The organism is Kitasatospora sp. NPDC023385, from assembly GCF_055664045.1.
Map to the genome: position 1 here is coordinate 275,827 of NZ_JBVOOL010000003.1, position 12,451 is coordinate 288,277.

Sequence of the window (12,451 nt, forward strand, 5' to 3'; positions counted from 1 at the left end):
GGCCGCATCCGCGCTGCCCCTGGAAGGATGGGGGCCATGGCAGCGACCCTCGTCGACCTCACCCATCAGGTGACCACCGCGATGCCGGTCTACCCCGGCGATCCGGCCGTCCTGCTGGAGCCCGCGCTCACCACCGCCACCGCCGGGGTGAACGTGCTGGCCCTGCACCTCGGCTCGCAGTCCGGGACGCACGTGGACGCGCCGTACCACGTGGACGTCACCTGGCCGACCCTGGACGGGCTCCCGCTGGAGCGGTTCACCGGCCCGGCGGTCGTCGCCGACCTGCGCGGGCTGGAGCCCCGGGCGGCCGTCACCCCCGGGCTGCTGGCGCCGGCGCTGGAGCGGGCCGCGGCCGGCGGCGAGGGCACCGTGCTGCTGCTGGCCACCGGCTGGGCCCGGCACTGGGGCACCGACGCCTACCTCGCCCACCCCAGCCTGACGCCCGACGCCGCCGAGGCGATCGTCGCCGCCGGGGTGCGGACGGTCGGGGTGGACGCGCTGAGCGTCGATCCCACCCCCGACCCGGGCCCCGGCGACCCCACGGTGGCCGCGCTGCTCGCCGACCTCACCGACGAGCACGACCAGGGCGCCGCCGACGAGCCGTCGCTCGCCGCGCACCGGGTGCTGCTGGGGGCGCCCGGCGGCGGGGTGATCGCCGAGAACCTGACCGACCTGCGGGCGCTCCTGGCGGCGCAGGAGGCCGGTCGGCCGGTGGAGGTCTCGCTGTTCCCGCTGCGGCTGGTGGCGGCGGACGGCGCGCCGGTGCGGGCGGTCGCCCGACTGGGCTGATCCGCCCCGGCCGGGCCCACCCGCTCGCCACTTGGTCTAGACCATCCCCCGGTGGCGCCAGTACGCTGTCCGGCCATGGCTGAGATCATCGGAGTGATCGAGCGACTCTGGCGCTACCCCGTGAAATCCACCGGCGGCGAGCGGCTCGGCTCCGTCGAGGTGGACGAGCGCGGCCTGGCCGGCGACCGCCTCTACGCCGTCCGCGACGCGGCCGGAAGACTCGGCTCCGGCCGGAACTCCCGCCGCCTGCGCCGGATGGACGGCCTGCTCCGTCTCTCCGCCCGCCTCGGCCGCCGGATCGACGGCCCCGAGCTGTTCGACCCGCTCGGCCGCCCGGTCGACCGGCCGACCGCCTTCCTGCGCGCCTACCTCCAGCGCGAGGACGTCGAACTCGCCCGCGAGGACGCCGTCTCGCACTTCGACCGGCTGCCGGTCAGCGTGCTCACCACCGCCACCCTGGACTGGGTCCGCGAGACCGTCCCGTTCGCCGCCGTCGACGAACGCCGGTTCCGCCCCAACCTCGTGCTGCGCACCCCGCCCGGCACTCCGCCCTTCGTCGAGGACGGCTGGTTCGGCCGGCAGGCCCGCGGCGAGGCCCCCGGCAGCGCCCGCCTCGCCTTCGTCACCTCCAGCGAGCGCTGCGCGATGACCGGCGCCGCGCAGCCGGGCCTGCCGCACGCGCCCGAGATCCTCAAGGCCCTCGTGCACGCCCACGACGGCCGCCTCGACGCCCTCGCCGAGGTCGCCGCCCCGGGGCGGCTCCGGGTCGGCGACCGGCTGACGATCGACTGACGGGCACCGGCGACCACCATGTCCTGGTCCTGGCGACCTCCCTGGAGGGCTTCCTGCACAACTGACGCCCGACGACTGACCCCGACAGCCGACCCGACGACTGCCATCCGCTGGACGATGGCGCATGGGCCCGAGACTCATACGCATGGGACGTCTCATCTTCGTCACTTACGTTCTAGGCATGACAGAAAAGCGAGTTGACGACGCGCCGCCCGTGCTGGTGGTCGGCGTCGCCGGGACGGTCGGGCGGCACGTCGGGCTTCAGCTCGCGGGCGCCGGGGTGCGGATGCGGACGTCGGCGCAGCGCGAGCTGCTCGACCCGGCGGCGCTGGAGGCGGCGGTGCAGGGCGTGGGCGCGGTGCTGCTGGGCTGGCCGTTCCCGGCGGCGGACGGGGCGGCGGACGCGGTGGGCGTGCTGGCCCGGGAGGTCGGGCGGGTGGTGCTCGTGGCGCCGGCAGCCGTCGGGGGCGCCTCCGGGCGCCCGGAGGACGAGGTGGCGGCGCTGCTCGCACGGAGCGGGGTGCGGCACACGGTGCTGCGGGCGCACGGGTTCGCCGCCGCGCTGCAGTGGGCGGAGGAGATCCGCGCCGGGGGCACCGTGCGGGGCTACGGCGGCGCGGCCGGGCTGAACCCGGTGGACGAGCGGGACATCGCGGCGGTCGCCGTCCGGGCCCTGGTCGAGGACGGCCACGACGGTGCGCGGTACGTGCTGACCGGCCCGGAGTCGCCGACGCAGGCGGAGCAGGTGAGCATCATCGGCCGGGCGGCCGGCCGCCCGGTGGCGTGGGAGGAGATCCCCCGCGAGGCCGCCAGCCGGCGTCTGTGCGCCGCCGGCCGGCCCCGGGCGGCGGTCGACGGCGCCCTGGACCTCGTCCACGCCCGCATCGCCGAACCGCAACCGGCCACCACGACCGTCCGGGACCTCACCGGCCACCCGGCCCGGAGCTTCCACGCCTGGGCGGCGGACCACGCCGCGCTGTTCCGCTCCCCGCCGGCCGCTGACCACTGACCACTGACCACTGATGCCCGGCCGCCGGAGTCCCGCCTCGGCGGTCCGGTCGGGATCAGATTCCGAGCCCGCGCACCACCAGGTCCACGAGCGCGAAGAAGAACAGCGACATCCCCACGAAGCTGTTCGTCTGGAAGAAGGCGCGGTTGAGCTTCGACAGGTCGTTCGGCCTGACGATGGTGTGCTCGTAGACGAAGGCGCCCGCGACGACCACGAGGCCGAGCCAGAACGCCGCCCCGGCGTGCGTCCGGAGCGCGAACCAGCCCAGCAGGAGCGTCGTGAGGGCGTGGCAGATGCGCGCGCCCCGGATCGCCGCCGGCACGCCGAACCGCGCGGGCACGGACCGGACGCCGTGCTCCCGGTCGGACTCGACGTCCTGGCAGGCGTAGATCAGGTCGAAGCCGCCGATCCAGATGCCGACCGCGACGCCGAGCACGACGGCGTCCCAGGACCAGCTGCCCGTCACCGCGAGCCAGGCGCCCACCGGGCCCATGGCCTGGGCGATGCCCAGGATCGCCTGCGGGAAGTCCGTGAACCGCTTGCCGTACGGGTAGACCACCATCGGCACGACGGCCACCGGGGCGAGCGCCAGGCAGAGCGGGTTGAGCATGGCCGCCGCGCCGAGGAAGACCACCAGGGCGACCGCGGATCCGACGTACGCGGTCTTCAACGACACCGCGCCGGTGACCAGTTCACGCGACGCCGTGCGCGGGTTGCGGGCGTCGATCTCACGGTCGATGATCCGGTTCGCGGCCATGGCGAACGTACGGAGCCCGACCATGCACACCGTGACGACGAACAGCTCGCCCCAGTGCACCCGCCGGTCCGCGAGGAACATGGCCGTCAGGGCGGCGATGTACGCGAACGGGAGCGCGAAGACCGAGTGCTCGATCATCACCAGGCGCAGGAAGGCCCTCGTGCGCCCGGGGGTTTCGACAGCAGCCGTACTCATCAGAGCCCGTACTCCTTCCAACGACTCGACACCAACGCGGCGGTGGCCGGGTCGGACGACACCATCTCCGGCCAGCCGCCGTCCCGGGTGTACCCCTCCTCGGGCAGCTTGCGGGTCGCGTCGATGCCCGCCTTGCCGCCCCAGAACTGCTGGTACGAGGCGTGGTCGAGGTGGTCCACCGGGCCCTCGACGACGGTGAGGTCCCGGCTGTAGTCGACGTTGCCGAAGGCCCGCCAGGCGACTTCCTGGTAGTCGTGCACGTCGCAGTCCGCGTCCACCACGATGATCAGCTTGGTGAGCGACATCATGTGGGCGCCCCAGATCGCGTGCATCGTCTTCTGGGCGTGCTTGGGGTACTTCTTGTCGATCGAGACGATCACGCAGTTGTGGAAGCCGCCGGCCTCGGGCAGGTCGTAGTCGACGATGTCCGGGATGATGATCTTCAGCAGCGGCAGGAAGAACCGCTCGGTGAACTTGCCCAGCGGGCCGTCCTCCGTCGGCGGGCGGCCGACCACGATGGACTGCAGGATCGGGCGGCGGCGCATCGTCACGCAGTCGATCGTGAGTGCCGGGAACGGCTCCTGCGGCGTGTAGAAGCCGGTGTGGTCGCCGAACGGGCCCTCGGGCAGCATCTCGCCGGGCTCCAGCCACCCCTCCAGCACGACCTCGGCGTCGGCCGGGACCTGCAGCGGGACGGTCTTGCAGTCGACCATCCGCACCCGCTCGCCCGCGACGAAGCCGGCGAAGAGGTACTCGTCGATGTCGCCGGGCAGCGGCGCGGTGGCCGCGTAGGTGACGGCGGGCGGGCAGCCGAAGGCGATCGCGACCGGGAGGCGCTCGCCCCGCCTGGCCGCCACCGCGTAGTGGTTGCGGCTGTCCTTGTGGATCTGCCAGTGCATCCCGATGGTGCGGCGGTCGTGCCGCTGGAGCCGGTAGAGGCCCAGGTTGCGGATGCCGGTGTCCGGGTCCTTGGTGTGGGTGAGGCCCAGGTTGAAGAAGGAGCCGCCGTCCAGCGGCCAGGTGAAGAGCGCGGGCAGCCGGTCGAGGTCGACGTCCTCGCCGGTGAGCACGACCTCCTGCACCGGGGCGTCACCGGACTTCACCTGCCGGGGCGGCACGTGCGCCATCGAGGCGAGCTTGCCGAAGGCGTCGCGCAAGCCGGTGAAGCCCTGCGGCAGTTCGGGCTTGAGCAGGCCGGCGATCTTCTCGGAGACGTCGTCCGGACCCTTGAGGCCGAGCGCCTTGGCCAGGCGCCGTTCGGTGCCGAAGACGTTCATCGCCAGCGGCATCGACGAGCCCTTGACGTTCTCGAAGAGCAGCGCCGGCCCCTTGGCCTTCTGCACCCGGTCGACGATCTCGCCGATCTCCAGATGGGGGTCCACCTCCGCCTTGACCCGCTTGAGGTCGCCTTCACGGTCGAGGGCCCGCAGAAACGAGCGGAGATCGTCGTATGCCATGCCAGCCAGTATCCGCCACCCGATAGCCTGGCTCGGTCAAGGGCCCCGGGAAGGCGCCCGCCACTGCCGCCCGCTGGGGGGAGATCGCAGCCATGTTGCGGATTCTGCTGACCATCGTCCTTCCGCTCGCGCTCTGGGTCTGGGCGTTCGTCGACTGCCTGACCACGCCCGAGGACGAGGTGAAGCACCTGCCGAAGGTGGTGTGGGTGCTGATCGTGCTGCTCTTCCCGCCGCTGGGCCCGATCGCCTGGCTGATCGCCGGCCGGCAGCGCGGCTTCCTGCGGACCGCGACCGCCGGCGGGTACCCCGGCCACCCGTCCGCCGCCGGCCCGGGGCACCCGGCCGCACGCGGCGGGCGCCCGACGGCACCGGACGACGATCCGGAGTTCCTCGCCTCGTTGAAGAAGGACGACAACACGCACGAGGACATGCTCAGGCAGTGGGAGGCGGATCTGCGCCGCCGGGAGCGGGAGCTGCGCGACCGGGACGAGCCGGAGGACGGCCGAAAGGGCTGAGCAGAGCCGGGAGGACCGGGCGGCCCTGGTCGGAGCGGTTCGCGCGCTCCCTCCAACAGCCCACGCGGGCCCGCCCGGGTGGGCTGTGGCGTTTTTGGCGCTTCCCTACGACTCCGGGTCTTCTCCTACGAATGTCCGCCGACTGGGGCCCCGGCTTGAGCGGACCTTGAGCGGCGCTCCAGAGGACCGGCCTACCTTACGGAGGGAAGGCCCTGACCTGCGCTTTTCCTCATGCTCAGATCATCGGACCATCACCTGCCCGACAACCCCCGGTATCCGAACGATCACCGAGCGCTCCGGCTCCGGTGCGACTGCTTCTGTACAGGCCTGACAGCTAAACGAACCCGACCTTGTACGGAATCGACGCCGAAACCAGCGCACGGCCCCTCGTACAGTCATAAGTGAAGAAAGTGATTCGCGGCCGGGGGCACAGCAGACGTTGGCTGTCGGACAGTTCCCTCACCCTTGGAGTGGTTCGAGATGACGGTTGTGCATGAGGCGCCGGTCGACGGCGAGGTCCCCGAGGTCCCGGCCGACGCCCGCGGTCGGGTCGCCGAGCTGCACGAGCTGCGCGAGAAGGTCCGCCGCGGCCCCAGCGACAAGGCCACCGAGGCCCAGCACGCCAAGGGCAAGCTGACCGCCCGCGAGCGCATCGAGCTGCTGCTGGACGAGGGCTCCTTCCGCGAGGTCGAGCCGCTGCGCCGGCACCGCGCCCAGGGCTTCGGCCTGGAGGCCAAGAAGCCGCACACCGACGGCGTCGTCGTCGGCTGGGGCACCGTCCACGGCCGCACCGTCTTCACCTACGCGCACGACTTCCGGATCTTCGGCGGCGCGCTGGGCGAGGCCCACGCGCAGAAGATCCACAAGATCATGGACATGGCCATCGCGGCCGGTGCGCCGCTGGTCTCGCTCAACGACGGCGCCGGCGCCCGCATCCAGGAGGGCGTCACCGCGCTCGCCGGCTACGGCGGCATCTTCCAGCGCAACACCAAGGCCTCCGGCGTCATCCCGCAGATCTCGGTGATGCTCGGCCCGTGCGCCGGCGGCGCCGCGTACTCCCCCGCGCTGACCGACTTCGTGTTCATGGTCCGCGAGACCTCGCAGATGTTCATCACCGGGCCGGACGTGGTCCAGGCCGTCACCGGCGAGAAGATCACCCAGAACGGCCTCGGCGGCGCGGACGTGCACGCCGGCGTCTCCGGTGTCGCCCACTTCATCTACGACGACGAGCAGTCCTGCATCGAGGAGGTCCGCTACCTCCTGTCGCTGCTGCCGCAGAACAACCGCGAGATGCCGCCGTCGGTGATGAGCGAGGACCCGGTCGAGCGGCGCAACGACGGCCTGCTGGACCTGGTGCCCGCCGACGGCAACCGCCCGTACGACATGCGCAAGGTGATCGAGGAGATCGTCGACCACGGCGAGTACCTGGAGGTCCACGAGCGCTGGGCCACCAACGTGCTGTGCGTGCTCGCCCGGATCGACGGCCACGTCACCGGCATCATCGCCAACCAGCCGCAGTCGCTGGCCGGCGTGCTGGACATCAACGCGAGCGAGAAGGCCGCGCGCTTCGTCCAGATGTGCGACGCCTTCAACATCCCGCTGGTCACCCTGCTCGACGTCCCCGGCTTCCTGCCCGGCGTCGACCAGGAGCACGGCGGCATCATCCGCCACGGCGCCAAGCTGCTGTACGCGTACTGCAACGCCACCGTGCCGCGCATCTCGCTGATCCTGCGCAAGGCCTACGGCGGCGCGTACATCGTGATGGACTCCCGCTCCATCGGCGCCGACCTGTCCTACGCCTGGCCGACCAACGAGATCGCCGTCATGGGCGCCGAGGGCGCGGCCAACGTCATCTTCCGGCGCGAGATCAACGCCGCCGAGGACCCGGACGCCATGCGCGCCCAGAAGATCAAGGAATACAAGAGCGAGCTGATGCACCCGTACTACGCGGCCGAGCGCGGCCTCGTGGACGACGTCATCGACCCGGCCGAAACCCGCCAGGTCATCGCCTCCGCCCTGGCGATGCTCCGCACCAAGCACGCCGACCTGCCCAGCCGCAAGCACGGCAACCCGCCGATGTAGCGGCGCGCTCCACAGCGCAGCAGCCGTACCGGGCACCACCTCACACCACAGCCACCGGGGGAGAAACCAGGACATGACCGCTTCCGCCGAACCCCTCGTCCGCATCGTCCGCGGCAGCCTCACCGACGAGGAACTCGCCGCCCTGACCGCCGTCGTGATGGCGCGCGCCGCCGCCGTGCAGCAGGCCGCCGCCGCCGCGCCGATGGAGCCGATCGCCACCTGGCACCGCCTGGAGCGCCGCCCGGCCTACTTCTCGCCGGTCAGCTGGCAGCAGGCCGCCTGACGGCCCACGGCCTCCGCCGACGGCCGGTCACCCCGTTCGGGTGACCGGCCGTCGGGCGTTCCCCGGCACCGCCCGCGGGCGGCTCGGTAGGATGCCTACCGGACGGTATGCCTCCGCCACCCCGTCGGCCCCATAGGATCGGCCGCTGCCGAGGTACCAGAACTTTCCAGGGAGGCTGCGATGGCCAGGCAGGCCCGCGCGCTGGCGACCCGCCAGACGGTACTGCTCGCGGCGGCCGAGGTCTTCGACGAGCGGGGCTACGCCGCCGCAACGATGTCCGAGATCCTGGACCGCGCCGGCGTCACCAAGGGAGCGCTGTACTTCCACTTCCGTTCCAAGGAGGAGCTGGCGCTCGCCGTCATCGAGGGGCAGGGCGCCTGGATCGCCGGCTGGCAGCCGGCCTCCGACAGTTCGGTGCAGAACCTGATCGACCTCGCGTACGCCTTCGCCCGCGCCCTCCAGGACGACCCGCTGGTGCGCGGCAGCATCCGGCTGACGATCGAGCACGGCAGCTTCACCCAGCCGCAGATCGCGGCCTACCAGGGCTGGATGGACCTGGTCCGCGAGCTGCTGGAGCAGGCCCGGGACGCCGGGGACCTCCACCCGGGGATCGACCTCGCCGCGGCCGCCGGAGTGATCACCGGGGCCGTCACCGGGATCCAGCTGAGCTCCCAGGTGCTGACCCGGCGCCAGGACCTGATCCAGCGGATGGCCGACCTCTGGACGCTGCTGCTGCCCGGACTGGTCCAGCCGCACGCGCTCGCCCGGCTGAGCGTGGCCGAGCGCCCCTCCTGAGCCGTCGGCCGCCGGGGCTCAGACCCGGTAGTCGGCCCGGCGCTCCGCCGCCACCAGGGCCGGCAGCGCGGCCGTCCAGGCCCGGCGCACCGCCTCCGGCCGCGGCCGGTCGGTCTCGTCGCCCGCCAGCAGCACCTGGCCCGCCGCCACCGCGGTGAGCAGCTCGGCGGCGGCGCCGCGGTCCACGCCGGGGCTCAGCTCACCGGCCTCGGCGGCGCGGTCCAGCAGCCGGTGCACGACGGCGGTGAGGCTGCGCCAGGTGGCGTCGGGGCCGGGTGGGGCGCCCGGGGCGTCGTCCCGGCGCGGGCCCTGGCGGCCGAGCCGGACACCGGCCCGCACCACCACGTCCTCGCGCAGCATCCGGGCCAGCTCGTGCGAGAAGTCGATCAGGCCCTGGAGGGCCGGGCCGTCGGCGCGCAGGGCGCGCAGCGCGGCCGAGCCGATCTCCCGCCCGGCGGCGCCGCGCACCCCGTCGGCGAGGGCCTGCTTGGACACGAAGTGGAAGTAGAGGGCGCCCTTGCTGACCCCGGCCCGGCGGCTGATGTCGACCAGGCTGGCGGCCTCGAAGCCCACCCGCGCGAAGGTCTCCGCCGCGGCGAGCAGCACGGCCTGCCGGGTCCGCCCAGCCCGTTCCTGCTTGACCACTGGCCCCCTCCGGCCTCGACCGGGCGAGATCCCCGCCCCGCCCGGCTGCTGTCGGCGCGCCCCCTACGGGGAGCGGCGCTCGCATGCGGACGGCTGCGACCGAAACCGCATGGTTGGTATCTAATCTACCGCCTGGCTCGACCCCGCCGTCCAGCGGGGACGGCCCCCCGCCCAAGGTCTGCGGTCTCCCGTGAGGGCATTGCCCCAGTCCACGGGGCGGGTAGCGTGGACGGGCCGGGCCGTGCGGCCGGGGCACCCCAGTCGCCGAACACAAACCGGGTGGTATGTATGTTCTGCTCGGGCGTCCATGGCGGCCGCTCGACCGACACCCTGGGAGCGGGGCCCGTCATGCCATCGATCGTAGAGCCGGGCCCCCTCGGCCTGTACGCCCACCCCGGCCCGGGCACCGGCACCGGCACCGGCACCGGCACCGGCTACGACTTCCACGACCGGACCGTCTCCCGGCACCTGGTGCACCGCGCCTCGGTCTCCGAGGTCTTCCTCACCGGCTGGCAGGCCACCGGCCCCTACGACTTCCTGCTCGGCGCCCAGTGGCCCCGGCTGCACGGCTTCTACCGGCTCCCCGGGGACCGCTACCACGACCCGGTGCTGCTGGCCGAGACCGTCCGGCAGGCCGGACTGCTGATCGGCCACGCCGGGTTCGGGGTGCCCCGCGGCCACCACTTCGTCATGGAGGACCTCTCCTACGCGCTCGGCGGCCCCGGGCTGCCCGGCCTGGCCGTCACCGCCGGCCCGGCCTCGCTGATGCTGGCCGTCGGCTGCGAGGACGTCCGGATGCGGCACGGCCGACTGGTCTCGCTGCGGGTGAGCGCCGAGATCACCCGGGACGGCCGCCCCGTCGGCCGCGGCTCGGGCCGGCTGCGGGTGGTCTCACCCGACTCGTACGCCCGGCTGCGCGGGCCCGGCCGGCACGCCGTCACCCCGCTGCGGCCGCCGTCCCCCACCGCGCCCGAACTCGTCGGCCGCGCCCAGCCCGCCGACGTGGTGCTCAGCCCGACCCTGCGGCCGGACACCTGGGTGCTGCGCGCCGACGCCGCGCACCCGGTGCTGTTCGACCACGAGCTGGACCACGTGCCCGGGATGCTGGTGCTGGAGGCCGCCCGGCAGGCCGCCCAGCGGCTGCGCCACCCCGAACCGGTGGTCCCCGTCGAGCTGGTGACCTCCTTCGACCACTACATAGAACTGGACCGGCCCTGCCTGGTCCGGGCCGTCCGCCAGCCCGCGGCGGACGGCCGCCGGCTGCCCGTCCGGGTCCAACTGCTCCAGGACGGGCGGACGGCGGCCGAGTGCCTGCTCCTCACCGAGCCGCTGGACGGGCCGCTGGACGGCCCCGCCGAGGGCCCGGCGGTGCCGGCGCGGCGGGACGCCCTCGACGGCCACCCCGCCGCCCCGGGCCTCGGCAGCACCCGGCTGCCGCTGGCCAGTTGAGCCGCATCCGCCGGCCGTCAGGCGGCCACCAGGGCCGATGACGGCCGCCGCCCGGCGTGCATCACGCTGAGGTTGGCCGCCAGCCTGACCGGGTCCTGGGCCAGCCAGAGCCGCAGCGCCGCGCCCAGGGCGGCGCTGGCCGACTCGATCCGGACGTCGGTGAGCTGGGCGATCCGGGCCGCGCCCGGCACCAGCAGGTCGGCCAGCGCGGTCGGCAGCCAGACCGTCAGGGCGCACGGTGCGGGCACCGCGAGCGCGCCCAGCAGCCGGTAGGCGTCCCCCGGCGCGCTGAGCGTGGGGATGATGTCCAGCAGAGCGTCGGCCACCACCTCGGAGACGTCGCTCCGGTGGCCCTGGGCGAGCCGGCGGAGCAGCATGCGCTCGGCGGCGGTGATTCGGACGGTCAGCATGACCTCGTCGCACTCCATTGCGCGATTTCCTCCTCGGTTCCCTCTCGCACCGGCCGGCGGCCGGCACGGACTACCCCTGTCACGCCGCGGCCCGGCCACCTTCTGCGGAGAGCCGGGCCGGTGGGTGAACGCGCCCCGGTCAGATCCCCGCGTACGAGTGCTTGCCGGTGACGAAGATGTTCACGCCGTAGTAGTTGAAGAGCCAGCAGGCGAAGGCCGCCAGCGCCAGGTACGCGGCCTTGCGGCCCTTCCAGCCGGCCGTCGCCCGGGCGTGCAGGTAGCAGGCGTAGGCGACCCAGGTGATGAACGACCAGGTCTCCTTCGGATCCCACTCCCAGTACTTGCCCCACGCCGCCTCGGCCCAGATCGCGCCCGCGATGATGGTGAAGGTCCACAGCGGGAAGACCAGGGCGTTGATCCGGTAGGACAGCTTGTCGAAGGTGGACGCGGCGGGCAGGCGGCGCCAGACGGACGCCGAGGTGCCCAGCGGCCCGGTGGTCAGGCCGGCCGCCGTGCGCTTCTCGAAGGACTCCTTGCCCAGGTACAGCAGCGTGGCGATGAACGCCGCGTAGAAGGCGCCGCCGCAGAAGATCGCGGTGGACACGTGGATCGCCAGCCACGGCGAGTGCAGCGCCGGGACGAGCTGCTCGGAGTCGGTGTACAGCACCGTGGTGGCGATGCCGAGCGTCAGCAGGACCGCGACCACGACCGGCAGGCCGAGCCAGCGGACCTTCTTCCCCGCGGCCAGCAGCACCAGGTACGCGGCGGCCATCGCGAAGGCGAAGGCGCAGGAGAACTCGTACATGTTGCCCCACGGCCAGCGGGACACCGACAGGCCGCGGGCGACGATCCCGCCGCCGTGCAGCAGCAGCGCCAGCACCGTGAGCGAGACCGCGATCCGGCCGGCCAGGTCCGCCCGCGGGCTGGTACCGGCCGCGCCGGGGCCGTCCTCCTCGTCGGAGCCGCGCCCGCTGGTGACCACCGTCGCGCCCTCGCCCGCGATCGCGGTGCGGGTGAGCGTGGTGGTGCCGCCGCCGGCCGCCGCCACCGTGACGGTGACCTTCTTCCCGGCCGTCTTCCCGGCCGCCGCGACGGTCTCGGCCAGGCTGCCGGCCTGCTCCTTCGAGCGGACGGCGACGGCGCCCTTGCTGCCGAAGGTCCACTCGATCATGTGGGCGAACATGGCGAGCGTGTAGACCACCATCGCCGAATAGATCAGCTTGTTGGAGAGGTCGGCCAGCTGTGGGTCGACCGCCGAGGCGAGTTGCACCGT

Annotated in this window: 13 protein-coding genes; 8 read left to right on the forward strand and 5 right to left on the reverse strand. The window is 73.3% G+C overall.

What is annotated here, in order from left to right:
* The first annotated feature begins 36 nt into the window (after positions 1-36).
* From AC0B61_RS07215 to AC0B61_RS07225, 3 genes are all read left to right on the forward strand, one after another.
* On the forward strand, positions 37-789 hold the full coding sequence (locus AC0B61_RS07215) for a cyclase family protein (RefSeq protein ID WP_471739602.1): 753 nt from the start codon (positions 37-39) through the stop codon (positions 787-789).
* A gap of 75 nt (positions 790-864) precedes the next feature.
* Positions 865-1,581 (forward strand): MOSC domain-containing protein, encoded by a 717-nt coding sequence (locus AC0B61_RS07220; protein ID WP_471739603.1) that lies wholly within the window; start codon positions 865-867, stop codon positions 1,579-1,581.
* Between the two features lie 181 nt (positions 1,582-1,762).
* Complete coding sequence (locus AC0B61_RS07225; protein ID WP_471739604.1) at positions 1,763-2,590, forward strand: Rossmann-fold NAD(P)-binding domain-containing protein; 828 nt, start codon at positions 1,763-1,765, stop codon at positions 2,588-2,590.
* 55 nt (positions 2,591-2,645) lie between these two features.
* Here AC0B61_RS07225 and mqnP read toward each other — a convergent pair whose 3' ends face one another.
* On the reverse strand, positions 2,646-3,542 hold the full coding sequence (mqnP, locus tag AC0B61_RS07230) for a menaquinone biosynthesis prenyltransferase MqnP (RefSeq protein WP_471739605.1): 897 nt from the start codon (positions 3,540-3,542) through the stop codon (positions 2,646-2,648).
* Positions 3,542-4,999, reverse strand: a complete 1,458-nt coding sequence (locus AC0B61_RS07235) for a menaquinone biosynthesis decarboxylase (RefSeq protein ID WP_471739606.1) — start codon at positions 4,997-4,999, stop codon at positions 3,542-3,544. Before AC0B61_RS07235 ends, mqnP begins: the two co-directional genes overlap by 1 nt.
* Before the next feature lie 92 nt (positions 5,000-5,091).
* On the opposite strand from AC0B61_RS07235, the gene AC0B61_RS07240 reads away from it, so the two are divergent.
* The 4 genes from AC0B61_RS07240 to AC0B61_RS07255 all read left to right on the forward strand — a co-directional run bounded on the left by AC0B61_RS07240 (position 5,092) and on the right by AC0B61_RS07255 (position 8,674).
* Positions 5,092-5,514, forward strand: a complete 423-nt coding sequence (locus tag AC0B61_RS07240) for a PLD nuclease N-terminal domain-containing protein (RefSeq protein ID WP_471739607.1) — start codon at positions 5,092-5,094, stop codon at positions 5,512-5,514.
* Between the two features lie 480 nt (positions 5,515-5,994).
* Positions 5,995-7,596, forward strand: a complete 1,602-nt coding sequence (locus AC0B61_RS07245) for an acyl-CoA carboxylase subunit beta (RefSeq protein WP_471739608.1) — start codon at positions 5,995-5,997, stop codon at positions 7,594-7,596.
* Between the two features lie 73 nt (positions 7,597-7,669).
* Positions 7,670-7,879 carry an acyl-CoA carboxylase subunit epsilon gene (locus AC0B61_RS07250; RefSeq protein ID WP_471739609.1) on the forward strand — a complete coding sequence of 70 codons (210 nt, stop codon included), beginning with the start codon at positions 7,670-7,672 and terminating at the stop codon, positions 7,877-7,879.
* 180 nt (positions 7,880-8,059) lie between these two features.
* Entirely contained in the window at positions 8,060-8,674 is a 615-nt protein-coding gene (locus AC0B61_RS07255) for a ScbR family autoregulator-binding transcription factor (RefSeq protein WP_471739610.1), read from the forward strand.
* Between the two features lie 18 nt (positions 8,675-8,692).
* Here AC0B61_RS07255 and AC0B61_RS07260 read toward each other — a convergent pair whose 3' ends face one another.
* On the reverse strand, positions 8,693-9,319 hold the full coding sequence (locus AC0B61_RS07260; protein ID WP_471739611.1) for a ScbR family autoregulator-binding transcription factor: 627 nt from the start codon (positions 9,317-9,319) through the stop codon (positions 8,693-8,695).
* A 348-nt stretch (positions 9,320-9,667) separates the two neighbouring features.
* Between AC0B61_RS07260 and AC0B61_RS07265 the strand changes: the two genes are divergently transcribed.
* Positions 9,668-10,768 carry a ScbA/BarX family gamma-butyrolactone biosynthesis protein gene (locus AC0B61_RS07265; protein ID WP_471739612.1) on the forward strand — a complete coding sequence of 367 codons (1,101 nt, stop codon included), beginning with the start codon at positions 9,668-9,670 and terminating at the stop codon, positions 10,766-10,768.
* A 17-nt stretch (positions 10,769-10,785) separates the two neighbouring features.
* On the opposite strand, the gene AC0B61_RS07270 is transcribed toward AC0B61_RS07265, so the two are convergent.
* Positions 10,786-11,196, reverse strand: coding sequence for a hypothetical protein (locus AC0B61_RS07270; protein WP_471739613.1), 411 nt, complete (start codon positions 11,194-11,196; stop codon positions 10,786-10,788).
* Positions 11,197-11,317: 121 nt separating this feature from the next.
* Complete coding sequence (gene ccsB, locus AC0B61_RS07275) at positions 11,318-12,448, reverse strand: c-type cytochrome biogenesis protein CcsB (protein ID WP_471739614.1); 1,131 nt, start codon at positions 12,446-12,448, stop codon at positions 11,318-11,320.
* Between the last annotated feature and the right edge of the window lie 3 nt (positions 12,449-12,451).